The organism is Phycicoccus sonneratiae, assembly GCF_016887965.1.
GTDB lineage: Bacteria > Actinomycetota > Actinomycetes > Actinomycetales > Dermatophilaceae > Phycicoccus > Phycicoccus sonneratiae.
Genome location: NZ_JAFDVD010000003.1, coordinates 137,580 through 161,093, shown reverse-complemented (window position 1 = coordinate 161,093; position 23,514 = coordinate 137,580). Strand labels below are relative to the sequence as shown.

Annotated in this window: 19 protein-coding genes; 9 read left to right on the top strand and 10 right to left on the bottom strand. The window is 75.3% G+C overall.

What is annotated here, in order from left to right:
• Positions 1–46: 46 nt before the first annotated feature.
• Entirely contained in the window at positions 47–1,333 is a 1,287-nt protein-coding gene (gene clpX / locus JQN70_RS01520) for an ATP-dependent Clp protease ATP-binding subunit ClpX (protein WP_204129549.1), read from the top strand.
• 42 nt (positions 1,334–1,375) lie between these two features.
• On the opposite strand, the gene JQN70_RS01515 is transcribed toward clpX, so the two are convergent.
• The 5 genes from JQN70_RS01515 to JQN70_RS20745 are packed head-to-tail and all read right to left on the bottom strand — an operon-like array spanning position 1,376 to position 5,369.
• A complete protein-coding gene (locus JQN70_RS01515) occupies positions 1,376–1,897 on the bottom strand; it encodes a hypothetical protein (RefSeq protein WP_204129548.1) in 522 nt (173 codons plus the stop codon).
• Positions 1,894–3,243 (bottom strand): DUF58 domain-containing protein, encoded by a 1,350-nt coding sequence (locus JQN70_RS20750; RefSeq protein ID WP_204129547.1) that lies wholly within the window; start codon positions 3,241–3,243, stop codon positions 1,894–1,896. The genes JQN70_RS01515 and JQN70_RS20750 overlap by 4 nt, the downstream gene beginning before the upstream one ends.
• Complete coding sequence (locus tag JQN70_RS01505; protein ID WP_204129546.1) at positions 3,240–4,205, bottom strand: AAA family ATPase; 966 nt, start codon at positions 4,203–4,205, stop codon at positions 3,240–3,242. Before JQN70_RS01505 ends, JQN70_RS20750 begins: the two co-directional genes overlap by 4 nt.
• The gene (locus tag JQN70_RS01500) at positions 4,202–4,669 is read right to left on the bottom strand and encodes a hypothetical protein (protein WP_204129545.1); all 468 of its coding nucleotides are present in this window, start codon (positions 4,667–4,669) and stop codon (positions 4,202–4,204) included. The genes JQN70_RS01505 and JQN70_RS01500 overlap by 4 nt, the downstream gene beginning before the upstream one ends.
• Positions 4,662–5,369 (bottom strand): DUF4129 domain-containing protein, encoded by a 708-nt coding sequence (locus JQN70_RS20745; RefSeq protein WP_204129544.1) that lies wholly within the window; start codon positions 5,367–5,369, stop codon positions 4,662–4,664. Before JQN70_RS20745 ends, JQN70_RS01500 begins: the two co-directional genes overlap by 8 nt.
• An 89-nt stretch (positions 5,370–5,458) precedes the next feature.
• Between JQN70_RS20745 and JQN70_RS01490 the strand changes: the two genes are divergently transcribed.
• Together JQN70_RS01490 and JQN70_RS01485 are read left to right on the top strand one after the other, a co-directional pair.
• Positions 5,459–6,136 carry a hypothetical protein gene (locus JQN70_RS01490; protein ID WP_307835750.1) on the top strand — a complete coding sequence of 226 codons (678 nt, stop codon included), beginning with the start codon at positions 5,459–5,461 and terminating at the stop codon, positions 6,134–6,136.
• A gap of 6 nt (positions 6,137–6,142) precedes the next feature.
• The gene (locus JQN70_RS01485; protein ID WP_204129543.1) at positions 6,143–6,616 is read left to right on the top strand and encodes a hypothetical protein; all 474 of its coding nucleotides are present in this window, start codon (positions 6,143–6,145) and stop codon (positions 6,614–6,616) included.
• A gap of 136 nt (positions 6,617–6,752) precedes the next feature.
• Here JQN70_RS01485 and valS read toward each other — a convergent pair whose 3' ends face one another.
• The 4 genes from valS to eccD are packed head-to-tail and all read right to left on the bottom strand — an operon-like array spanning position 6,753 to position 13,332.
• A complete protein-coding gene (gene valS, locus JQN70_RS01480) occupies positions 6,753–9,383 on the bottom strand; it encodes a valine--tRNA ligase (protein ID WP_204129542.1) in 2,631 nt (876 codons plus the stop codon).
• Positions 9,384–9,426: 43 nt separating this feature from the next.
• Positions 9,427–10,671, bottom strand: coding sequence for a S8 family serine peptidase (locus tag JQN70_RS01475; protein ID WP_204129541.1), 1,245 nt, complete (start codon positions 10,669–10,671; stop codon positions 9,427–9,429).
• Positions 10,668–11,999: a type VII secretion protein EccB gene (eccB, locus tag JQN70_RS01470; RefSeq protein ID WP_204129540.1), complete on the bottom strand. Its 1,332-nt coding sequence runs from the start codon at positions 11,997–11,999 to the stop codon at positions 10,668–10,670. The genes JQN70_RS01475 and eccB overlap by 4 nt, the downstream gene beginning before the upstream one ends.
• A 1-nt stretch (position 12,000) precedes the next feature.
• On the bottom strand, positions 12,001–13,332 hold the full coding sequence (gene eccD / locus JQN70_RS01465; protein ID WP_204129539.1) for a type VII secretion integral membrane protein EccD: 1,332 nt from the start codon (positions 13,330–13,332) through the stop codon (positions 12,001–12,003).
• 232 nt (positions 13,333–13,564) lie between these two features.
• Between eccD and JQN70_RS01460 the strand changes: the two genes are divergently transcribed.
• From JQN70_RS01460 to JQN70_RS01440, 5 genes are all read left to right on the top strand, one after another.
• Positions 13,565–13,882 carry a WXG100 family type VII secretion target gene (locus JQN70_RS01460; protein WP_166121259.1) on the top strand — a complete coding sequence of 106 codons (318 nt, stop codon included), beginning with the start codon at positions 13,565–13,567 and terminating at the stop codon, positions 13,880–13,882.
• 44 nt (positions 13,883–13,926) lie between these two features.
• Positions 13,927–14,217, top strand: coding sequence for a WXG100 family type VII secretion target (locus tag JQN70_RS01455; RefSeq protein WP_204129538.1), 291 nt, complete (start codon positions 13,927–13,929; stop codon positions 14,215–14,217).
• 121 nt (positions 14,218–14,338) lie between these two features.
• A complete protein-coding gene (locus JQN70_RS01450) occupies positions 14,339–14,923 on the top strand; it encodes a hypothetical protein (protein WP_204129537.1) in 585 nt (194 codons plus the stop codon).
• A complete protein-coding gene (locus JQN70_RS01445; protein ID WP_204129536.1) occupies positions 14,923–16,410 on the top strand; it encodes a S8 family peptidase in 1,488 nt (495 codons plus the stop codon). The genes JQN70_RS01450 and JQN70_RS01445 overlap by 1 nt, the downstream gene beginning before the upstream one ends.
• Positions 16,407–17,810: a WXG100 family type VII secretion target gene (locus JQN70_RS01440; protein ID WP_204129535.1), complete on the top strand. Its 1,404-nt coding sequence runs from the start codon at positions 16,407–16,409 to the stop codon at positions 17,808–17,810. Before JQN70_RS01445 ends, JQN70_RS01440 begins: the two co-directional genes overlap by 4 nt.
• A 30-nt stretch (positions 17,811–17,840) precedes the next feature.
• Here JQN70_RS01440 and JQN70_RS01435 read toward each other — a convergent pair whose 3' ends face one another.
• The gene (locus tag JQN70_RS01435; RefSeq protein WP_204129534.1) at positions 17,841–19,412 is read right to left on the bottom strand and encodes a hypothetical protein; all 1,572 of its coding nucleotides are present in this window, start codon (positions 19,410–19,412) and stop codon (positions 17,841–17,843) included.
• Between the two features lie 112 nt (positions 19,413–19,524).
• Between JQN70_RS01435 and eccCa the strand changes: the two genes are divergently transcribed.
• A complete protein-coding gene (gene eccCa, locus JQN70_RS01430; RefSeq protein ID WP_204129533.1) occupies positions 19,525–23,505 on the top strand; it encodes a type VII secretion protein EccCa in 3,981 nt (1,326 codons plus the stop codon).
• Positions 23,506–23,514 lie beyond the last annotated feature (9 nt).

The following is a 23,514-nucleotide window of genomic DNA, read 5'->3' as shown; positions in this document are numbered from 1 at the left end:
CAGGTAGCGTCGGGCCCGTTGTCGGAGCCGAGTGGAGGACATGTCCGTGGCGCGCGTCGGAGAGACCAGTGACCTGCTGAAGTGCTCCTTCTGCGGCAAGTCGCAGAAGCAGGTCAAGAAGCTCATCGCGGGCCCCGGCGTCTACATCTGCGACGAGTGCATCGACCTGTGCAACGAGATCATCGAGGAGGAGCTCGCCGAGTCCGGTGAGCTGGGCCTCGACGAGCTGCCCAAGCCGCGCGAGATCTTCGACTTCCTCGAGAACTACGTCGTCGGCCAGGACGTCGCGAAGAAGGCCCTGGCCGTCGCCGTCTACAACCACTACAAGCGCATCCAGGCGGGGGAGGCCGGCTCCTCGAAGAAGGACGCCGAGCACGTCGACATCGCCAAGTCGAACATCCTCCTCATCGGCCCCACCGGCTGCGGCAAGACCTACCTCGCGCAGACCCTCGCGAAGATGCTCAACGTCCCGTTCGCCATCGCCGACGCGACCGCGCTCACCGAGGCCGGCTACGTCGGCGAGGACGTCGAGAACATCCTCCTCAAGCTCATCCAGGCCGCCGACTACGACGTCAAGAAGGCCGAGACGGGGATCATCTACATCGACGAGGTCGACAAGATCGCCCGCAAGTCCGAGAACCCGTCGATCACCCGCGACGTCTCCGGTGAGGGCGTGCAGCAGGCGCTGCTGAAGATCCTCGAGGGCACGACCGCGTCGGTGCCCCCGCAGGGTGGCCGCAAGCACCCGCACCAGGAGTTCATCCAGATCGACACGACGAACGTGCTGTTCATCGTCGGCGGGGCGTTCGCGGGCCTCGAGAAGCTCATCGAGTCGCGCAACGGCAAGAAGGGCCTGGGCTTCGGCTCCGAGCTGCACACCCCGAAGGACCTCGCCGAGAGCATCCACGAGGTGATGCCCGAGGACCTCATGAAGTTCGGGCTCATCCCCGAGTTCATCGGCCGCCTGCCCGTCATCACGACCGTCTCGCCGCTCGACGTCGCCGCCCTCGTCCGCATCCTCACCGAGCCGCGCAACGCGCTCGTCAAGCAGTACCAGAAGATGTTCGAGATCGACGGCGTCGTCCTCGAGTTCAGCGACGACGCCATCGAGGCCGTCGCCGAGCAGGCCCTGGCCCGCGGCACCGGAGCCCGTGGCCTGCGCGCGATCATGGAGGAGGTCCTCCTCCCGGTGATGTTCGACGTGCCGAGCGACGAGGAGATCGCCAAGGTCCTCGTCACCCGCGACGTCGTCCTCAAGAACGTCAACCCGACGATCGTCCGGCACGACAGCGAGGGCGGTCGCAAGCGCACGCCCCGCAAGCGCTCGGCCTGATCCCACCCGGCCCCCCTCGGGGGCCGACGCCGGTCGAGGCGCTCAGGCCCGCCGGCTCGTCGTCCGCCACACGAGGGCCGCGGTCCCCGCGAGGGCGGCCAGCGCCAGCGTGACGAGCGCCAGGCCCCACGCCGACGGTGTGCTCGTCGCCAGCGTCCCGAGGAGCGCCACCGCACCCCCGGCCGCCGCGAGCACCCCTGCCTGGGCGGCCCAGCGGCGCCGGGTCGCGGCCGGGAGCGCCGCACCGGGCGGGAAGGCCGCGAGCAGCGCGAGGGCCAGGTGGGTCGCGAGGACGAGGACGGCCGCCACGGCCGCCGCCGCCCAGCCCCCGACGTCGGTGGGCCGGCCGCCGGAGACGAGGACGAGGAGCGCCTGGAGGAGGACGAGCACGCTCGCCCCCCAGCGTCCCGGCCGGCGCAGCGCCCACCCGGTGACGAGCGCGACGGGCACGGCGAGCAGGGCCGCGGTCAGCGGGAGCGGCAGCGCGGTGAGCAGCAGGAGGACGACGTCGGCGAGGACGACGACGAGCGCGGCGAGCGGCCGCCAGCGCCGGGCGGGGGTCATCGGGCCGCCCCTGCCGTGCGGGGTCGCCGGCCGATGCCGCGGAGCACGGAGTCGAGCGAGCCGTCCCCGCTCCAGGCGACGACGGGGACGCCCGCCTGCGCGCACCGGCGGGCCTCCCGCTCGCGCTCGAGCAGGCGCAGCCGCCAGGTGAGCCCGGCCAGCCGGGGGTCCTCGATGCCGGTCGCCGCGACGACGTCGTCGGGCTCGGCCGCGGCGGTGGCCAGGTGCGGCGGCAGGGTGTCGACGACGATGACGACGTGGCCGCTGCGCGCCAGGCGGACGGCGTGCGCGAGGGGCTCGGCGGAGACGAGGGCCGACAGCAGGACGACGACCGCGCCCGGGGGGACCGACCGGCGCAGCTGGGCGCGCAGGGCCCGTTCCTCGACGAGGGAGCCCGTCGTCGGCTCGGCGCGCCCGAGCGCGAGGAGCAGCCGGGTCAGCTGGTGGTGGCCGCCGACCGCGGGCACGTCGACCGCCCGGCCGCCGCCGAGGACGGAGAGTCCGACCCGGTCGCCGGTCGAGAGGTAGTGGGCGGCGAGGGCCCCGGCCGCGTCGACCGCCGTGTCGAGGCTCGAGCGGCGCTCGCGCTCGAGGTCGGGGAGCCCGACGTCGCGCAGGGCGTCGACGACGAGGCGGACCTCCGCGTCCTGGTCGGCGTGGGTCGTCGTCACGTGGAGCTGCCCGGTGCGCAGCGACACCGGCCAGCTGATCCGCCGGAGCCGGTCACCGGTGCGGAACGGACGCAGGTCGGCGAGCTCGGTGCCCGACCCCTGCCGGTTCGACCGGTGCTGGCCGACGAGGCCGGACGGGTGCGGCAGCCCGGCGCGCGAGCTGAAGCGCCCTGGTCGCGGGACGGCGGTGACGACGGCCTCGGGCTGCGCGGGCGAGACCCAGACGACGCCGGCGAGGTCACCGAACGCGGCGAGCTGGGCGGGGCCGAGCCGGCGGGCGCCCCAGCGCACCGCCTCGACGTCGATGCCGAGGGGGACGAGCTCGCCCCGGGACGCGCCGTCCGCCGACGCGGCGACGTGACCGTGGCGCGGGGTCGAGCGACCCCAGCGGTCGGCGGGCAGGTGGGCGACGACGTCGCGCAGCCCCTCGACGGGCTCGACGTCGACCCGCCACGTGAAGCGCTCGCCCTCCGCCACGACGAGGGGGTCGACCGACGTCGTGACACCCGGCGCGCGGGTCGGCCGGGTGACGAGCGGCCACACCGCGGCGCCGAGCAGCGGGACACCGAGGACGGCGAGGTCACCGCGGCCGAGCGCGACGGCGCCGACGAGCACGAGCAGACCCACGCCGAGGGCGCGCCCGAGGGCCCGGGTGGGTCGCCACCCGCCGGTCACGCGGGACGGGCCATCGACCGCGGGGTGCGGACGGTGCGCAGGACGTCCTCGACGACCGTGCGCGACGTGACCTCGCCCATCCACAGCTCGGGGCGGACGACGACGCGGTGCTCGAGGACCGCCGGGGCGACCGCCTTGACGTCGTCGGGGGCGACGTAGTCGCGGCCGCGGACGACGGCCAGCCCCCGGGCGACGAGCATGAGGCCGAGCGAGCCGCGCGGCGAGGACCCCATGAGGACGTGCTCGTGCTCGCGCGTGGCGCGGGCCAGGGCGACGCAGTAGCGGCCGACCTCGGGGGAGACGGTGACGTCCTCGAGCGAGGCCTGCAGCTCGAGCAGCTCGGCGGCGTCGACGACCCGGCGGGCCTCCTGCGCCTCCTGGCGCCGCTCGAGGCGACGGCCGAGGACCTGCCACTCCTCCTCGGGGTCGGGGTAGCCGAACGCGACGCGGACGAGGAAGCGGTCGAGCTGGGCCTCCGGCAGCGGGTAGGTGCCCTCGTACTCGACCGGGTTGGCGGTGGCGAGCACGTGGAAGGGCCGGGGGAGGGCGAAGGTCTGGCCCTCGACGGTGACCTGACCCTCCTGCATCGCCTCGAGCAGCGCGGCCTGGGTCTTCGGCGGGGTGCGGTTGATCTCGTCGGCGAGGAGCAGGCCGGTGAAGACCGGACCCTTGCGGAACTCGAAGCGCCGCTCGCCCTGGTCGTAGACGAAGCTGCCGGTGAGGTCGGAGGGCAGCAGGTCCGGGGTGAACTGGGCCCGGGTGAAGTCCAGCCCCAGGGCCTGGGCGAGGGTGCGCGCCGCGAGCGTCTTGCCGAGCCCGGGGTAGTCCTCGAGGAGCACGTGACCGCCCGCGAGCACCGCGGCGACGACGACTTCGGTGGCCGCTCGCTTGCCGACGACGACCGTGTCGACCTCGTCGAGGACGGCGACGGCGCGGCGGTGGGTGGTGGCGAGGTCGGTCATGCGGTCTCCTTCGTCGGGTACGGGCTGCGGGAGGTCTCGAGGTCGGCGAGGACGTCCTCGGCCTCGGCGAGGGTCAGTCGGCGCGGCGGGCTCGCGAGGTAGCGGGCGAGCGGACCGTCGGGGCGCCCGGCCGCACCACCGTGGCGTTCCTCGGCGAGGGTCCGCAGGAGCTCGTGGAGCTGGGCGGGCGCGGTGGTGTCCTTCGGGTTCGGGGCGAGGAGCCGGCGCAGCGCCCCGATGCCCGGCTCCGGCGGCACCTCGTCGGCGCGGCGCGGGAGCCAGTCCCAGTCGACGCCGTCGTCGCGCTGGAGCGGCAGCACCGCACCGACCGCGCAGACGACGAGGGCGATGCTCGCGGCGGCCGCGAGGACGACGAGGCCGCGGGCCAGGGTGAGCGCGAGGAGCACCGCGGCGAGCCCGGCGAACAGCGCGAGGCGGCGGCGTCGCGACAGGGGTTCACGCACCGGCCGGCTCCGGGTGCCCGGACGTGACGGTGCGCAGGTCGGCGTCGAGGCGGCCGAGGGCGGCCTCGGCCGCCTCGCGGTCGGTCTCGGTGAGGGGGTGCAGCGACCACGCGGCCTCGCGGTACAGCGCGGCGAGGGTCTGCAGCGTCGCCTCGTCGACGGCGAAGCGGCGTAGGACGCCGACCGCGGTCTCGGTGGAGGTGCGCGACACCGGCAGGGGGACCCCGGCGTCGCGCAGGGAGTCCTCGAGCCGGTCCCAGGCGGCGACGATGCCCTCGGCGGGCGTCCCCCGGCCGAGCACCGCGAGGCGCTCGCCGGCGTCGGTGGTGAGGGCCACCCGCACGCGCGCGAGGTCGGGACCGGTGTGGTCGTCGGCCTCGACCGCGCGGCTCTCGTGCATCCTGAGGAGCTCGCGCAGCACCATGGCGAGGACGAAGAGCAGGACGAGGACGACGAGCGCGACGGCCGTCCAGCCGACGACCGAGCCCATGGTGTCGCCGTCGATCGACGCGGAGCGGAACGGCGGGGCCTCGACCTCGGAGGTGGGCCGCCCCACCTCGTCGTCGACCCCGAGGACCCGGACGGGGCCGGAGAACGCGGGGCCGAAGACCCGCGGGACGTCGGGGACGGCGCTGGCCCACACGGCGAGCAGCGCGGTGAGCGCGGCACCCACCGCGAACCCGACCCGGTTGCCGCGCACGCCGATGACCCTTCCTCGTGTGTCCCCCACGAGACACACCCAAGCACATCGTCCTTGGCGATGGGGGCCCGGGAGGGGACGATGTGGCCGTGGCGACGACGTTCCGGCTCCGGGCGGGGGACACCGGTCCCGTGCAGCAGTCCCCGGTGACGTGCGGTTCCGCGTGCCTCACCGTCGCCCGCATGCTCGTCGACCCCGTGTTCGCCGGCTGGGTCCGAACGGGGCAGCCGCAGCTGCCGGGGGCACCCGAGGGGGCCAGCGAGGGCGAGCGCTTCGCCGCGTACGAGCGGGTCGTCATGCGCCGCACGAACGGGGTGTTCGCCGGCGGGCGGCGCCTCAACCTCCCCTGGCCGCGGGCGCTCGGCACCCCGCCCTGGGGCGCCCGCCGCGAGCTCGAGTTCGGGGCCTCGCGGCTCGGCACGACCTACCGGCTCGACGTCCTGCGAGGGGAGGACGAGTACGGGCTGGTCGAGGCGTTCGACACCCTCGTCCAGGTGGTCGCCGACGGCGAGCCGGCCCTCCTCTACATCGGCAGCGCCCGCCTGCCGAGGCACGTCGTCCTCGTCCTGCCCGGCGACGGCGACCGCACCCTCGACGTCTACGACCCCGGTACCGGCCGGGTCGACCACCTGCGCCGCGACACCGTCGTGCAGCACCGGCTGCGGCTGTCCGGCTGGGACGTGCCGTGGGTCGCGGTGCGCCCCACCGGTCTTCGCCGTGTCGAGGCTCGCCAGACCGCCCCCAGCCTCGGTCCCGCGCCGGCCTGAGCCGCGATGCCGCTCCCCGAGGACACCGCACCCGGACGCGCGTTCCAGCTCGTCGAGGAGCTGGGGCGGGTCGTCGTCACCTCGCCGGTGGGGCAGTACTCCGTCCGCTCCGACCGCCGGCACGTCGTCCGGCACGCCCTCGTCGGGGGCTTCGTCGGGTGGTGGGCGGCCGGGCCGCTCGCCCTCCTGGCGCCGTGGGGGTACGGCCGGCTCGTCGTCCTCCTCGGGCTCGTCGTCGGGGCCGCCGTCTGGGCCCTGCGCTTCCCGCCGGGGGCGCGGGCCTGGGTGCAGGTCGACCGCTTCACCCCGGAGGAGGAGGTCGGGGGGACGGTGGCCTGGGTCGGCGTCCGTGACCGCGCCGCGCTCGTCGGGGTCACCGACGACCTCGTCGCCGCGGTGCGCGCCGGGCGGCTCGACGCCGGGCCCGAGCAGCACGGGCTCGACCGCGTCCGCCTCCGCTGGCGCTCACCGCTGCGCTGAGGCACGGCCCCCGCCGGGTCGAGGTGATACGCGACCGGATGCGGGTCGGGTTTCACCTCGACCGAGCAGGCGTCGTGCTGGGTCGAGGTGATACGCGACCGTCTGGAGGTCGGGTTTCACCTCGACCGAGGGGGCCTCAGGCGGTGGGCTTGGCGACGGGGACGAGCTCGAGGTCGCGGGTGGCGACCTCCTCGCCCTCGGCGTAGTCGAGCGAGCCGGTGAGCCGGCCGGCGGCGCGCAGGTCGGCCTCACCGGTGCGCACGTGCTCGAGCAGGCCGGCGGGCCCGACGAGCGTGGCCACCGGAACCTCGGCGCGCATCCCGACCTTGGCCTCGGACTTGGCCTTCCGGACGGCGGCCAGCGCGGACCCGACGGCCGCGAGCACGGCGGGGTCCCCGCCGGCGGGCACCTCGTCGAGGGTCGGCCACGGGGCGCGGTGCACCGACCCGGAGTCGTGGGTCCAGCTCCAGACCTCCTCGGTGACGAACGGCAGCACCGGGGCGAGGAGGCGCAGCACGACGTCGAGGACGATGCGCAGCGTCGCCCGCGCGGACGCGGCACCCGCGTCCCCGCGCGAGCCGTACGCGCGGTCCTTGACGAGCTCGAGGTAGTCGTCGCAGAAGGTCCAGAAGAACGACTCGGTGGCCTCGAGCGCCCGGGTGTGGTCCCAGGCCTCGAAGCCGGCGGTCGCCTTGTCGACGACCTCGCGCAGCGCCGCGAGCACCGAGAGGTCGAGCGGGTCGGTGACCTGGGCGGCGAGGTCCCCGGAGACCGCGCCGAAGGACAGCGCGAACTTGCTCGCGTTGAGGACCTTGATGGCGAGGCGCCGGCCGACCTTGATCTGCCCGACGTCGTACGCGGCGTCGGTGCCGAGGCGCCCGCTGGCCGCCCAGTAGCGCACGGCGTCGGCCGAGTGCTCCTTGAGCAGGTCCTCGGGCGTGACGACGTTGCCCTTGGACTTGCTCATCTTCTTGCGGTCGGGGTCGAGGATCCAGCCGGAGATGGCGGCGTTCGTCCACGGCACCGAGCCGTGCTCGAAGTGCGCCCGCACGACCGTCGCGAAGAGCCAGGTGCGGATGATGTCGTGCGCCTGCGGGCGGACGTCCATCGGGAACACCTTCTCGAACAACGGGTCCGGGTCGACGCCGTCACGGCCGCGCCACCCCGCCGCGATCTGCGGGCTGAGCGACGAGGTGGCCCAGGTGTCGAGGATGTCGGGGTCGCCGACGAACCCGCCCGGCACGCCGCGCTGGTCCTCGGTGTACCCGGCCGGCGGGTTGGCCGCCGGGTCGACGGGCAGCTCGGCCTCGTCGGGGAGGATCGGGTGGTCGTGGTCGGGCTCGCCGTCGGCGTCGACGGGGTACCAGACCGGGATCGGGACGCCGAAGAAGCGCTGGCGCGAGACGAGCCAGTCGCCGTTGAGGCCCTGCACCCAGTTGGCGTAGCGGCTGCGCATGAACGCCGGGTGGAAGTCGATCTCCTCGCCGCGGGCGATGAGCGCGGCGTTGAGGTCGGCCTCGCGGCCGCCGTTGCGGATGTACCACTGGCGGGTGGTGACGATCTCGAGGGGCTTCTCGCCGCGCTCGTAGAAGTTGGCCTTGCGCTGGGTGGGCTTCGGCTCGCCGTCGAGGTCGCCGGACTCGCGCAGGGCGGCGACGACCGCCTCCCGCGCCGAGAACGCCGTCTTCCCCGCGAGTCCCTCGGCCCAGAGCGCCTCGCCGGCCGACCCCTCGAGCCACTCGGGGAGCTCGGTCTGGAGCCGGCCGCTGCGGGTGATGACCGAGCGGGTCGGCAGCCGCAGCTCGCGCCACCAGAGCACGTCGGTGAGGTCGCCGAAGGTGCAGCACATCGCGATGCCGGCGCCCTTGTCCATCTCGGCGGCGGGGTGGGCCACGACCGGCACCTCGACGCCGAACAGCGGGGTGCGGACGGTGGACCCGAACAGCGGCTGGTAGCGCTCGTCGTCCGGGTGCGCGATGAGGGCCACGCAGCTGGGGATGAGCTCGGGGCGCGTCGTCTCGATGTGCACCGGCCCGTCGGCGCCGTGGAACGCGACCCGGTGGTACGCGCCGGGGTAGTCGCGCGCCTCGAGCTCGGCCTGGGCGACGGCGGTCTGGAAGGTGACGTCCCAGAGGCCGGGCGCCTCGGACTGGTACGCCTCGCCCCGCCGGACGTTGCGCAGGAAGGCCTGCTGCGAGGTGGCCCGCGAGTGGTCGTCGATGGTGCGGTAGCCGATGGACCAGTCGTAGCTGTGCCCGATGCGGCGGAAGAGGGACTCGAAGGCCTCCTCGTCCTTGACGGTCAGCTCGTCGCAGAGCTCGATGAAGTTCTGCCGCGAGATGGGCAGCTCGTCGGCGGCCTTCGTGCTCTTGGCGTCCCCGCGGAACGGCGGCTCGAAGTCGGGGTCGTGGTGCAGGGTGGCGTCGCCGCGCACGCCGTAGTAGTTCTGCACGCGCTTCTCGGTGGGCAGGCCGTTGTCGTCCCACCCGATCGGGTAGAAGACGTTGAAGCCGGACATCCGCTTGTAGCGGGCCATGCAGTCGGTGTGGGTGTAGCTGAAGACGTGCCCCATGTGCAGCGACCCGCTGGCGGTCGGCGGCGGGGTGTCGATGGAGAAGACCTGCGAGCGGTCACCGGCGAGGGCGGCCTCGCGGTCGAAGGCGTAGGTGCCCTGCTCCTGCCATACCGCGCCCCACTTCTCCTCCAGGCCGTCGAGGGACGGCCGGTCCGGGATGGCGGAGGCGGTGGTGGAGGCGTGCTCGGTCATGGCGCACATCCTCCCAGACGGGCAAGGGCGCCCTCACCCGGGTTCAGGCCGGGCGACGGCGGCGCCGGGCCAGCCGCAGCAGGGCCAGACCGAGGAGCGCGGAGGTGCCGCCGACCGCGACCCAGAGCACCTGGCGCCGGTCGGCCGCCCGCGGGTCGACGACGAGGGGGATCGCGAGCGTGCGGTTCGGCGCCTCCTCGGTGGGACGGGGGGAGGCGCCGGGCAGCAGCGGGCCGGCCATCGCGTCGTCGAGGACCGCGGTGAGGGCCTCGACCGGCTGGACCACGCCCCAGCCGACCGCGTCGTCGCGGGCGTCGCGCCGGTCGCGCGCGGCGGTGACCTCGAGCCGGTGGGCCCAGCGGTCCGGGCCCTCGGCGGGGAAGCGCTGGGCCACGAGGGCGGCCGCCGCGCTGACGTAGGCGGTGGCGTAGCTCGTGGACCCCGACTCGTCACCGAGGTAGCAGTCGCCCCAGGCCCCGAACGTCGTGAGCACCTGGACGCCGGGCGCGGCGACGTCGACGTGGCTCCCCGGGACCGAGCCCTTCGCGACGGTGTCGGCGTCGTCGGTGGCGGCCACGCCGAGCACCCCCGGGTAGGCGGCGGGGTAGCGGGGTGCCCGCACCGGCGCCTGGGTGGTCGTGTTGCCCGCCGACGCGACGACGAGCGCGCCCCGCGACCGGGCGTGCGCGACGGCCGACCGCAGCGCGGCGTCGTCGCGCCCCGTGCTCAGCGAAACGTTGACGACCTTCGCGCCCTGGTCGGCGGCCCAGCGGATGCCGGCGGCCAGCGTGCCGGCATCGGTGTCGGGGCCCTCCTCGCGGTCGGACTCGTCCGGGACGACCTTGACCGGCAGGATGCGGGCCCGCGGCGCCAGCCCCTCGACGCCCGACGTCGGTGCGAGGCTGCGGGCGGCGATGATCCCGGCCACCGCGGTGCCGTGCAGCCGGCCGTCGGTGCGGGGCGAGCCCCCGACGAAGCTGCGGCCGTCGAGGACCGTGCCCGACGGGAAGTGCTGGTTGCGCGCGACCCCGCTGTCGACGACGGCCACCGTGACGCCCTGGCCGCGCGTCAGCGCCCACGCGCGCTGGGCCGCGAAGCGGTTGAGCGCCGGCGGGGTGTCGGTGACCCACTGGGTGCGCCCCTCCTCGCACGGCTCGGCCGCCGAGGGGACGGCCGCCGCCGCGGCCGAGCCCGCGGGCGCGGCCGACGCCGGCGACCCGGGGACGGCGAGCATCCCGGCGACGAGCACCGGGACGACGAGCGCCCCCGCCCCGACCCCGCGGGTCATGAGGTGCCGGAGACGACGGTGCGCGCGGCCGCGGTCCCCAGTGACGGGCCGGAGCGGAAGAGCTCGGTCCACGCGACGGGGACGGGCACGACGTCGTCGGCGGCGTACCCGAGGCGCGCGAGGACCTCGGCGTCGGCACCGTCGATGGCGTAGGCGGTGGCGGTCTGGTCGACCGCGAGCACGGGTCCCTTGCCGAGCACCGCACCGGACACCGCCCGGACGAGGGCGCCGGAGCCGGTGTCGACGACGGTGCGACCGCGCTGGTCGGCCGGCGGGTCCTTCGTCACCGTGCCGAGGGTGACGACCGGGGCGGTGCCGGCCGCGGCGGTCAGGGTGGCGCACGGCGTTGTCTCGAGGACCGTGGGCAGGCGGTCGGGCCAGTCGGACGGCGCGGTGCGGGGCTGCTCGACCTGGAGCCGGCCGATCTGGGCCGACGTCGCGGGCACGTCCTGCCCGGAGGCACCCGACCCGAGCCGGTACATCGCGAGCGCCACGTCGGGCAGCGGCTCGAGGGTGCCGCGGGGCGTGACGAGGTAGTGCCGGCCGTCGCTCGTGATCCGCAGCACCGAGCCGACGGTGGCGCCGCTCGGGAGGCCCGACAGCGGCTTGCCGAGGTCGTCGACGCGCAGCGGGGTCAACGGGGTGCCCTCGGGGAACAGGTTGAGCCAGGCCGCCGGCGCGGCGAGGGCCGGGCGGCCGTCGAGCCGCAGCGCGACAGAGACCGCGCTGAGGTCGCGCGGCGCCACCGGGTAGCGCATCCCGTTGCCGATGACGAAGGTGGCGTCGCCGGAGCGGACGAGCACGGCCGCCGAGCCGGCGGGCCGTGCCGAGGCGTTGGCCCCGATGGCCGTCGAGACCTGTTGCCCTGCACCGAGGCACGAGATCCAGCCGGTGTTGACGAGCCGGTCGCGGGTGGTCAGGGAGTCGGGGGCGCCGAGGATGCCGAGGGTGGCGCCGCGCTTGATGTCGGCGAGCTCCTCGTCGGGCACCGCGAGGACCTTGAACCGGTCGGCGGGGATGAGCAGCCGCGCGCTCGTCGTGTTGACGACCGGGTGCAGCCGCTCCTTGATCGCGACGTAGCGCGCCCCGCTGTCCTCGGCGATGACGAGGCGGTCGTTGCCCCAGTCGTCGGGGAGCGAGGAGCGCAGCCAGCCGAAGGCCAGGCTGCCGAGCACCAGCACGACCGTGAGGGCGAGGCCGCCGACGACGGCGCGCAGCGGCCGGTCCGGCTCGACCTCGCGGCCGCCCGGGGCGCCGCTGACGAACGCGGTGGTGAGGCGTCGCTTGCTGAACGACTGGGCCTCGACGAGGTCCTTCTTGGTCGCCACGTCAGAGGATCCCCACGGTCGCGGCACCGAGCGGCAGGAGGGCGACGAGCACGAGCCCGTCGAGGGCGTCCGCGATCCGGCCGAGGCGCACCCGGGTCCGCGGCGCGAGGACGGCGAGGGTGACGACGACGGCCCCGGCCGCCCCGAGGACGACCGCGAGCGCGGGCCGCCACGACGGGTGGGCCAGGGCGGCGACGACCGCCGCGAGCGCCAGGCCGAGGACGCCGGTGGCCATCGCGAGCACGACGGAGGTGCGGGTGCGGCTGTGGCGGGTCCGCAGGAGGACCGCGACGCTGCCGACGACGACGAGCAGCGTGCCCGGCAGGCCCGAGGCCGCGAGCTGGGGGACGACGACGAGCATCACGCCGCCGGAGGCCAGGGCCACCGAGACCATGACGTCGTGGCCGCGGCCGACGAGCGAGCGCACCCGCTCGCGGTCGACCTCGGGCACCTCGGCCTCGATCTCGGCCTCGGTGCGAGGGGCGTGCGTCGAGAGCCGGCTCGAGGAGAGCCCGAGCCACGGCAGGACGTTGCCGAGGACGACGGCGAGGACGAAGGTGACGGCGCAGGTCGAGGTCATCGAGGCGCCGAACACCCCGGCGGCGACGCCGACCCCGGTGACCGCGATCCCGACGACGGCGCCCGCGGCGAGCACGAGGCGGTGCCGCCCGACCGCGAGGGCCGCGATGAGCCCGAGGACCGCGACGCAGGCGCCGACCCACAGCAGGCCGCGGCCCCACAGCGGGTCACCGGGGACGAGGGCGCTGCCGGCGGTCGCCGCGTAGGCGAGCGAGGTGAGGCCGAGGGCGAGCGCGCCGCCGGTCTGGGCCCGGGTGTGGAGCACGGCGGCCGCCCCGACGAGGAGCAGCGCGACCGCGAGCGAGACGGCCGCGACGAGCGCGCCGGAGTCGCGCGCGGTGAACAGCGCCCAGGCGGCGCAGAGGAAGAAGACGGTGGCCGCCCCGACGGCCGTGCCGGCGCTGTGCCGGGCGGTCCACGGCGCGAACTGGGTCTCGACGACGTCGGCGACGGCCTCGACGACGTCGTCGTAGACCTTCTCGGTCGAGGGGTCGACGACCTCGAGCGAGAGCACCGTGCCGTCGGTGATGCCCTGCGCCGCGAGCGAACGGTCGGGGTCGACGAGGACGCCCCCGCCGGCGACGAGCCGGTAGCCGTGCGAGGCCTGCTCGGTGTCGAGGACGCCGAGCTCGCGGGCGAGCTCGGGGACGATCTCGACGACCGGGATGCCCCCGGGCACACCGAGGTCCGCGCGGCGGGTCCCCGACGACACGGAGACGCGCACGAGCGACGCGGCGGCGCTGGTCTGGCTCACGATGACGGCTCTCCCCTCCGGCGGCACACCCGGGCGGTGCCGGCCGACGGGCTCCGAGCATAGACGCGCGAGTCTCGGGGAGTTCTCCCCATCGACCCTTTCGGCATGGCACCGTAGTGTCGAGGGCAGGACGAGGGACCGCGACGGTCCCCGTCTGCAGGACACCAGCCCTTCAGGGGGACAGTGGAATCGACCGCGACACGATCGTCGTCGCACGAAGGAAGGACACACCATGGGTGACCAGTTCAGGGCCGGCGCAGGCGTCGTCAAGGCCAGCGCCGACATCGTGTCGGTCGCACGGGGCGACCTGCGCACGCAGGTCAACAACCTCCGCACGCAGATGGAGGCCGTCAAGGCGCACTGGGAGGGCCAGGGCGCCTCCAGCTTCCAGCAGGTCAGCGAGGCCTGGAAGATCCAGACGCAGGACATCGTCGACGTGCTCGACACCTTCGAGGCCAACCTCACCGGGACGCAGCGTCAGTACGACGCCGACGACCAGGCGTCGGCCTCGAACCTCAGCAAGTACAGCAGCATGCTCGGCAACGGCTGAGCCGCGGACGAGAACTCAGACGAGAGACGAAGGGGACGACCACCATGGGTGACGGAATCAAGGTCGGCGGCGCCGGCATCGACACGCTCGTCGACGAGATGCAGAAGGGCCTCACGGCCATCGAGACGCGTCTCGGCGACATGAAGAGCGACCTCAGCAAGTACGTCGAGCAGTGGGACGGTTCGGCGCGCGCTGCGTACTCGCAGGCCCAGGCGGACTGGGAGAAGCAGATCCAGGAGTGCAAGATGCTGCTCCAGGACGTGCGCCAGGCCGTCATCACGTCCAAGGAGGACTACCTCGCGGGCGAGCTGCGCAACACGAACATGTGGGGCTGACCGAGCCACCACGCACGCCGACGTGCCGGCGCCCGGGACCACCGGGTGCCGGCACGGTCGGCGTCACCGGGGGAGTCCCGGGGCCCGTCGAGGCCCCGGGGAGGAAGCAGGAGGAGAGAACGTGCCACGCATCGACGACGACGGCGCGGGCGGCACCGCGCCCATCCGGTACCCGTCCGTCCTCCAGACGCTCGGGCTGGACTACGAGCAGAACTGGACCGGCACGACGCACGACGCGCTGAAGACCGTGCAGTACTCGGTGACCACCGAGACGACGTTCGGCGACATCCCGTCGGCCAAGAGCTTCGCGAGCGTCTACACCGCGGCGCAGCACATCTACGAGGCGACCCTGCGCGGCATCCGCGAGGACCTCGTCGCCGCCGCGACGGCGCTCGCGCAGGCGCACCAGGAGATCCAGGACCGCGACGAGGCCTCCGGCGACGCCTTCCGGACCCTCGAGGCGCGCTGGAACGACGGCGACAACTTCTCGGCCTCCCAGAACAACGCCCAGGCCAGCCAGGACGACGAGGGCCGGGCCGGGTCCGAGGCCCAGGTCACCCTCGCCGAGGGCGCTCCCGCACCCGAGGGCGACGGCCCCGCCGACGGCGGTTCCGACGGGACGATGCCCACCGACGCGACGACCCCGGGCCAGCCGGCCTCCGAGCCCGGCAGCGGCGGCGACGACACCGGGATGCAGGTGGGCTGATGCCGCGCCGGACCGCCACCGTCGCCGTCGCCGCGGCCCTCGTCACGGGGGTCGGCGGTCTCGCCGGCGTGCCCGCGGCGTCGGCCGCCGGGACGTCGGCGGTCGCGGCTCCGGCGGAGGTGAAGCCGAGCGCGGGCGAGTGGTGGTGGAGCGCGATGGGGGTCGACGACCTCCACGCGAAGGGGACCGGCAAGGGCATCACCGTGGCCGTCGTCGACGGCCCGATCGACCCCACCGTGCCCGAGCTGCGCGGGAAGGTGGTCTCGAGCACCAGCCTGTGCAACGACCCCGCGTCGCCCCGGAAGATCCGGCCGCGCTCGGCCACGGCCAAGAACCACGCCGGCGAGCACGCGACGAGCATGGCGGCGCTCATCGCCGGCACCGGCCGGGGTACGGGCCCGGGCGGGCGCGGGATCCGGGGCATCGCCCCCGACGCCACCATCCGCCACTACGCCGCGATGTACGACGCCACGAAGGCCGACGACCCCGACGGCAAGGAGTGCGGCATCGACCTCTCGTCGAACGGCAACGAGCAGAAGATCGCCATCGGCCAGGCCATCGGCCAGGCCGCCGAGGACGGCGCCGACGTCATCAGCATCAGTCTCGTGAGCAGCTACTCGCAGGCGATGGTCGACGGCCTGCTCACCGCCTACCGGGAGGGCGCGATCGTCGTCGCCGGCACCCCGAACGAGGACGTCGTCCCGCAGTGGCCGGGGCTGGGCAACGGCGTGCTGCTCGTCAACCCGCTCGGCAAGGACGGCAAGGTCACGGACTTCGCCGTGCGCGACAAGGGCTTCGTCCAGCTGGCGGCCCCCGGCGAGGACATCATGGCCGGCCGGTACGACGAGAGCGGCTGGCACAGCGACCGCATCGTCTCCGGCTCCTCCATCGCCACGGCGCTGGTCAGCGGCGGCATCGCGGCCGTCTGGTCGGCGCACCCCGACGCGACGGCCGGCCAGGTGCTCCAGGCCGTCCAGCAGAACACCGGGCTGCGGGCGAAGGGCAGCGGGTTCGAGACGTGGTTCCGCCGGGTCGGGACCGACCTCCCGCGGGTCACGGCCCCCAACCGCACCTACGGCTGGGGCATCTTCGACCCCGCCGACGCCGCGGCCGCCGACCCCACCGGCCTGCCGGACGCCAACCCGTTCGTCACCGACGAGGTCGCGAGCACGCCGACCGCGGCCGAGATCACGGCCGCGTCCGGCACCGCCGCGTCCGCCTCGCCGAGCGCGAGCCCGTCCCCGAGCGCCTCGAGCACGGCCCCGTCCGCCGCCGCTCCGGCCGAGCAGTCCGGCGAGTCCGGCGGCTCGGTGCTGCCGGTGCTCGGCGGCGTCGCCGTCGTGCTCCTCCTGCTCGCCGGGGCGGCCGTCGTCGTCCTCCGACGCCGTGCCGGCTCCGCGGCCGCCGCACCCGGCACCACACCCACCGACACCGACAGCTCCACGAGCCAGGGCGCCCCAGGCGCCGAGGGGAGGATCCACCGATGAGACCCGACGAGGGACCCGTCAACCCGCCGCTGCCGGCCGACGCCGGACCGAACGAGCGCCGCCTCTACGACATCTACGGCTTCTCGTCCGGGCTGGTGCGGATGACCGCCGACGACTGGAAGAACACGGCCGACACGGTCACCGGGCTCGCCAGCGAGGTCCGCGACGTCATCCGCAAGCTCCAGAACGCCGACCAGCCGTGGAGCGGCCCGGCCGCCGAGAGCGCCTTCGGGACGCTCCGGACCCTCGCCAAGCAGCTCGACCAGCGGGCCGGGGAGATCACCGACGTCAAGAAGGGCCTCGAGCTGGCCGCCGAGGCCGCCGACACCGCACGGACGGCCTACTCCGGCCAGGTGCGCTCGATCTCGACCTCCGTCGACCGCTCGTCGTACGAGCACCCCATCCCGCACATCCCCGACGGCACGCGCTTCGACCAGGCGTCGTACGACGCGGCCGTCGCCGGCAAGCGGGAGCAGCGCGAGCAGGCCGCCGGCCAGGTCCTCTCGGCGTTCGACGGCAACATCGCGACGGCGGCCAAGCAGATGCCCGTCGCGGCGCAGCAGGACGCGGTGACCATCGACCCGTCCGGTGGCGGCGGTGGGGGCGGTGGGGGCAACTACCCGACCGGCGGCACCCCGTCCGGTGGCGGGTACGTCGCACCCACCGGTGGCGGCACGTGGGGCACCACCCCGACCGAGCCCCCGACCACCGGCCCCACGGACTACGTGATCTGCACCGGGTACATCCCCCCGGAGGTCGACCCGCCCGTCATCGTCGACCCCGTCGACCCCGATCCCGGGGTGGACCTCGACGGCGAGACGACCGGCACGGTGACGCCCGGCACCCCCGGCAGCGTCGACTGGGCGGGCACGGGGCCCGGTGGGTCCTCCGGTGGTGCCGGCGGCATCGGCGGCGGGACCGGTGCCGGTGCGGTCGGCGGCGGCGTGCTCGCCGGCGGGGCCGCGATGCTCGGCAAGGGCCTGCTCGGCAAGATGGGCGCCGGCGCCCTCGGGGGAGCCGGCAAGGGCGCGCTCTTCGCCGGCGGCTCCTCCGGCGCGACCGGCCGCGGTGCCGGTGCCGCGGGGCGGGCCGGTGCGGCCGGTGGAGCGGGACGCAGCGGGCTCGTGGCCGGTGGCCAGGGCGGTGCCGCGGGCCGCGGCTCGGGTGGCCGGGGGTCCGGCGGCGTCCGGGGAGCCCGCGGGACGGGGCGCTACGGGGTCCCCAAGCTCGGCGAGAACGGGCGCGGTGCGCGCGGCGGCGTGGCCGCCGGGTCCGGCGCGGGCGGGCGCGGGAAGAAGGACAAGGACGGCCGCCCGGAGGACGTCGACTTCCTCACCCACGAGGACGAGGAGACCTGGTTCGAGGGCGAGGACGACGCCACGCCGCCCGTGTGGCGCTGACCCCTCCGACGACGCGTGCGGCGTCTCGCCTCAGCCCGAGGTGAGGCGCCGCAGCGTCTCCACGGCTCCGGCGGCGAGCACGCCGAGGGGCAGCGCGGTCACCACCGCGAGCGACTCGAGCCGGTCGGCGAGGCGGGACAGGCGGGTCGAGGCCCAGCCGCCGGCGATGGCCACGGCCGCGACGACCCCCACGACCCCGAGCAGGACCCCGACGCCGACGAGCGGCCAGCGCCAGTCGCCGTCCCAGTCGACGAGGGCGACCGACCCGGCGACCGTGAGGGAGGCGGCGGCGGCGAGCATCGCGTAGCGGGCCAGCCGGTCGCGCACGTGGCGCGACTGGTACCCGAGCGCCACCGCGGCCCCGGCGAGCACGGCCCAGCGGGCCCACGGCGCGATGGTGGACAGTGCCGGGGTGAGGGCCAGCGCCCAGCCGCCGACGGCGGCGAGCAGCGCGAGGTAGGCGGTGCCGACCGAGACGACCGAGCGGGCCTGCGCCACCCGGTCGAGGACGTCGGGGGCGGTGACCCGGCGCCGGCGCGCCGCGTGCCGCTCGCGGACCGACCAGACCGTGGTCGAGAGCCGGTCGGTGTCGAGGAGCTGCGTGGGGTCGACGTCGAGGCTCGCACTGGGCAGCGCGCGCACGACGACCGGCGCGAGGCCGACGAGCACCGCGGCCGCGGCGGCCAGCGGCAGACCCGTGAGGACGGTGAGCGCGAGGACCACCGCGACCCCGCCGAGGCAGGCCGTGGCCGTGCGCTCGGCCCGGTCGGCGGGGGAGCCGTCGGAGGACGCGAGCGCCGTGACGACCGCCCCGAGCGCGGCGGCGACGGTGAGCGACACCGCGACCCGTGACGGCGAGTCGGCGAGCGGTGCGACGAGGCCGGCCGCCGCGGCGAGCGCGGGGGCGCCCGCGAGGCGGACCAGCCCGGCGCCCTCCCGGTGCCGGGGCGTGAGGAGCGTGGCCGCGGCCGCGGCGGCGAGCAGCAGGCCCGAGGCCACCCAGCGCGCGGTGGTGGACCCGAGGAGCCCGGTGGACTCGCCCGCCGGCACGGCGAGCGCGAGCACGCCCGCGACGAGGCTGACGAGCGCGGTGCCGACGACGAGGGCGGGACCGGCGTCGAGCCCGCGGCCGCGGCGGCGCGGTCGGCGGCCACGCCCACGACGGCGGCGCTCGGCGTGCAGCGCGGCCCGGCTGACGGTGGCCTCGCCGTCGTCGACCTCGTCGCGGCGGCGGGTGGAGTCGTCGACGAGCGAGACGGCCGGGCGCTCGGGGGCCGCCACCGAGCGCGACCCGCCGGCCCACGACGGTCCGGCGGCTCGTGCGCCGGGGGCCGCGGAGGACCGGCCGAGGCTGACCACCTCGCGGTGCAGCCGGTGCGTCGTCGTGCGGACCACCGTGAGGACGGCGCCGGTGGGCAGCTCCTCGCCGATGCGGTCCTGGGGCCCGTAGACGTGTCCGGCCGCGGTCGCCACCGAGCTGGGGGCGGCGCTCGAGGAGATGCCGAGGACCGCGAGCACCTCGGTGACGCGGGTGCCCACGGGCACGACGAGGTCGTAGCGCCGCTCGTCGGCGACGAGCGTCAGCTGGTGCGTCGGCTCCACCGTCGTCCCTCCCCGTGTCGTCGTGGCCGCGAGCTGCGGCCACTGCCCGCGAGGAACAGTATCCACGGGTACCGTGGGCCCGTCCGGCAGCACGACACGGGAGGGGACGGGAATGACGGTGGCCGCGCGCGGCGCCCGCGAGAAGGCACCGGAGGTGCCCACCGGGCGGATCGCGCTCCAGCCACCCCCGGAGATCACCCCGTCCGAGGGGGCGAGCGGCCTGCTCATGCAGGCCGTGCCGATGCTCGGGTCGCTCGGGTCCATCGGCTTCGTCGCGCTCTCCCAGAACGGCGCCCGGGCCTGGTTCACGGCCGGGATGTTCCTCGTCGCCAGCGTCGGGTTCGTCGCGGTCAGCGGCGTGCGCCAGCGCCAGCAGCACGGGGCCGGCGTCATCGCCGCCCGGCGCGAGTACCTCGCCTACCTCGCCGAGGTCCGCGAGACCATCCGCGACGCCGCCGCCCGCCAGCGCGAGGCCGCCCTCTGGGACTACCCGGACCCCGGTGCCCTCCCCGTCATCGCCGCCGAGGGCAGCCGGGTCTGGGAGCGCCAGCCCTCCGACGTCGACTTCCTCCAGGTCCGGATGGGCACGACCGCCCAGCCGCTCTGCCTCGAGCTCGAGGCCCCCGAGACCGCCCCGCTCGCCCAGCTCGACCCGGTCGCGGCCTCGGGGCTGCACCGCCTGCTCTCCACGCACCGCGTCCAGCCGGGCCTGCCGGCCTCGGTCGCGCTGCGGGCCTGGCCGCACGTCGAGGTCACCGGCGACGCCGACCCCGCGCGCTCGCTGGCCCGCTCCGTCGTCCTCCAGGCGGCGATGCAGCACGGGCCCGAGGACCTCGTCGTCGCGGCCCTCGTCTCCCGCGAGGCGCGCGCCGAGTGGGAGTGGCTCAAGTGGCTCCCGCACGCCCTCAGCCCGCGCGAGCACGACGCCGTCGGGCCGGTGCGCCTCGTCGGCGAGTCGGTCCACGACCTGCTGCCGCTGCTGCCCCAGGAGATCGTCGAGCGGCCCCGCTTCGGCCCCACCGACCGCCCGTCGCTGCCGCACGTGCTCCTCGTCGTCGACGGCGGCCACGTGCCGCCGGGCAACCCGGTCGTCACCGCCGACGGCGTCCTCGGGGTCACCGTCCTCGACCTGCCCGAGCAGTGGGGCGAGCTCGACTCGCCGACCACGCTGCGACTCGCCGTCGGGGCGCGGACCGAGGGTGGGCCCCGCGCCGGCACCGCACCGCTCGAGATCATCAGCCTCGCGCGCGGGGTGGCCCACGGCGTCGCCGACCAGGTCTCCACCACCCGCGCCGAGGCCGCCGCCCGCCGGCTCGCGCCGCGGTTCGCCGCCGACGAGCCCGAGGTCCGCGACGCCCTCACCGCCTCCACCGAGCTCGTCGACCTGCTCGGCACCGGCGACGTCCGCGACTTCGACACCGAGTCCGCGTGGCGGGCCCGGCTCCAGCGCGACCGCCTGCGCGTGCCGATCGGCGTCGACGAGAAGGGCCTGCCGGTCGCCCTCGACATCAAGGAGTCGGCCCAGCAGGGCATGGGGCCGCACGGCCTCGTCATCGGCGCCACCGGCTCCGGCAAGTCCGAGCTGCTGCGCACCCTCGTGCTCGCGCTCGCGATGACCCACTCGCCGGAGGCGCTGAACTTCGTCCTCGTCGACTTCAAGGGTGGTGCGACGTTCGCCGGGATGGCCGACATGCCGCACGTCTCGGCCGTCATCACCAACCTCGGCCAGGAGCTCACCCTCGTCGAGCGCATGCAGGACGCCCTCCAGGGCGAGATGACCCGCCGCCAGGAGCTGCTCCGCTCGGCCGGCAACTTCGCCAACGTCACCGACTACGAGCGGGCCCGCGCGGGCGGCGCCGACCTCGAGCCGCTGCCGGCGCTGCTCATCGTCGCCGACGAGTTCTCCGAGCTGCTCGCGGCCAAGCCCGAGTTCGCCGACCTGTTCGTCGCCATCGGCCGCCTCGGCCGCTCGCTCTCGATGCACCTGCTGCTCTCCTCGCAGCGCCTCGAGGAGGGGCGCCTGCGCGGCCTCGAGTCGCACCTGTCGTACCGCATCGGCCTGCGGACCTTCTCGGCCGGCGAGTCGCGCACGGTCATCGGCGTCCCCGACGCCTACGAGCTGCCGCCGGTGCCGGGGCTGGGCTACCTCAAGCCCGACCAGACGACGCTGACGAAGTTCAAGGCCGCCTACGTCTCGGGGCCGCCGAAGGGCCGCCGTCGCCGGGCGGCCGCCGAGAGCGGCGCCCCGAGCACGTCCACCGAGATCCTCCCGTTCACGCTCGCGCCCGTCACCGGTGGACGCCGGGGGAGCGTCGAGCCGGTCGAGGTCGCGGCCACGGAGGCGCCCGAGGAGCGCGCGGTCTTCGACATCGCGGTCTCGCGCATGAAGGGCAAGGGGCGTCCGGCACACCAGGTCTGGCTGCCGCCGCTCGACGTCCCGCACTCGATGGACCAGCTCTTCCGCGACCTCGTCGCCGACCCCGAGCTCGGGCTGGTCAGCCGCTCGTGGCGCGACCGGGGCGACTACGTGCTGCCGGTCGGCATCGTCGACCGCCCGCTCGAGCAGCGCCGCGAGCTCTACGTGCTGCGGCTCGGCGGGGCGGCCGGCCACGTCGCCGTGGTCGGCGGTCCGCGCTCGGGACGCTCGACCTTCGCGCGCACCGTCGTCGCCGCGATCGCCCTGACGACCACGCCGCTCGAGAGCCAGGTCTACGTCCTCGACTTCGGCGGCGGCACGTTCACGCCGCTCGCCAAGCTGGCGCACGTGGCCGGCGTGGCCAACCGCAGCGAGCCCGAGGTCGTGCGCCGCCTCGTCGCCGAGATCCGCGGCATCGTCGACGCCCGCGAGTCCTACTTCCGCACCCAGGGCATCGACTCCATCGAGACCTACCGGCGGCGCCGGGCCGAGGGCCGGGCCGACGACGGCTACGGCGACGTCTTCCTCGTCGTCGACGGCTGGCCCACGGTGCGCGCCGAGTTCGACGAGCTCGAGGCGCAGATCACCGAGCTCGCCGGTCGCGGCCTGACCTTCGGCGTCCACCTCGTCGTCACGACCTCGCGCTGGATGGACTTCCGCAACCAGATCCGTGACGTCCTCGGCACCCGCGTCGAGCTGCGGCTCGGCGACCCCACCGACTCCGAGGTCGACCGCAAGGTCGCGGCGAACGTCCCGAAGGGGCGCCCCGGCCGCGGCCTGACGATGACCAAGCACCACTTCCTCGGTGCCGTCCCGCGCATCGACGACCGCGGCAGCGTCGACGACCTCGGCGACGGCGTCGAGGACCTCGTGACGCGCGTCAACGCGGCGTGGCAGGGGCCTCGCGGCCCGAAGCTGCGCCTGCTGCCCGAGCAGATCACCCTCGACGAGGTCCGCGCGCTCGCGGGGCCCGACGACCGGCGGCTGCTGCTCGGTGTCGACGAGGCCAACCTCGCCCCGATCGGCCTCGACCTCACCGAGGAGCCGCACCTCTACCTGCTCGGCGACGGCGACAGCGGCAAGACCGCGTTCCTGCGCACCGTCGCCCACGAGGTCGCCCGGCTCCACACCCCGGAGCAGGCCAAGCTCTTCGTCGTCGACTACCGTCGCGGCCTGCTCGGCGAGCTCCCCGAGGCGCACGTCGGCGAGTACCTGACCACCGAGGAGCAGACCGTCGCCGCGGTCGAGGGCATCGCCGACTTCCTCCGCAGCCGCCTGCCCGGCCCCGACGTCACGCCCGAGCAGCTGCGGGCGCGTTCGTGGTGGTCCGGGGCCGAGGTGTACTTCCTCGTCGACGACTACGACCTCGTCGTCACGTCCTCCGGTTCGCCGCTGCGTCCCCTCGTGCCGATGCTCGCCCAGGCCGGTGACGTCGGCCTGCACCTCGTCCTCACCCGGCGCACCGGCGGTGCGTCGCGGGCGCTCTTCGAGCCCGTGCTCCAGTCGGTCCGCGACCTCGGGTCGCCGGGCATCCTCCTGTCCGGCAGCGCCGACGAGGGGATGCTCATCGGCCGGGTCAAGGCCTCGGTCCAGCCACCCGGGCGGGCCCGCATCGTCTCGCGCGACCTCGGCGACCAGGTCTTCCAGACCGCGTGGCAGCCGCCGCGGCACGACTGACCTAGGCTG

Bases quoted from the DNA above. Each gene is read 5' to 3' on its own strand.
- valS (WP_204129542.1), bottom strand. From the start codon at position 9,383: ATGACCGAGCACGCCTCCACCACCGCCTCCGCCATCCCGGACCGGCCG.
- JQN70_RS01455 (WP_204129538.1), top strand. From the start codon at position 13,927: ATGGGTGACGGAATCAAGGTCGGCGGCGCCGGCATCGACACGCTCGTC.
- JQN70_RS01485 (WP_204129543.1), top strand. From the start codon at position 6,143: ATGCCGCTCCCCGAGGACACCGCACCCGGACGCGCGTTCCAGCTCGTC.
- JQN70_RS01440 (WP_204129535.1), top strand. From the start codon at position 16,407: ATGAGACCCGACGAGGGACCCGTCAACCCGCCGCTGCCGGCCGACGCC.
- JQN70_RS01505 (WP_204129546.1), bottom strand. From the start codon at position 4,205: ATGACCGACCTCGCCACCACCCACCGCCGCGCCGTCGCCGTCCTCGAC.
- JQN70_RS01475 (WP_204129541.1), bottom strand. From the start codon at position 10,671: ATGACCCGCGGGGTCGGGGCGGGGGCGCTCGTCGTCCCGGTGCTCGTC.
- JQN70_RS01515 (WP_204129548.1), bottom strand. From the start codon at position 1,897: ATGACCCCCGCCCGGCGCTGGCGGCCGCTCGCCGCGCTCGTCGTCGTC.
- eccCa (WP_204129533.1), top strand. From the start codon at position 19,525: ATGACGGTGGCCGCGCGCGGCGCCCGCGAGAAGGCACCGGAGGTGCCC.
- JQN70_RS01445 (WP_204129536.1), top strand. From the start codon at position 14,923: ATGCCGCGCCGGACCGCCACCGTCGCCGTCGCCGCGGCCCTCGTCACG.
- JQN70_RS01460 (WP_166121259.1), top strand. From the start codon at position 13,565: ATGGGTGACCAGTTCAGGGCCGGCGCAGGCGTCGTCAAGGCCAGCGCC.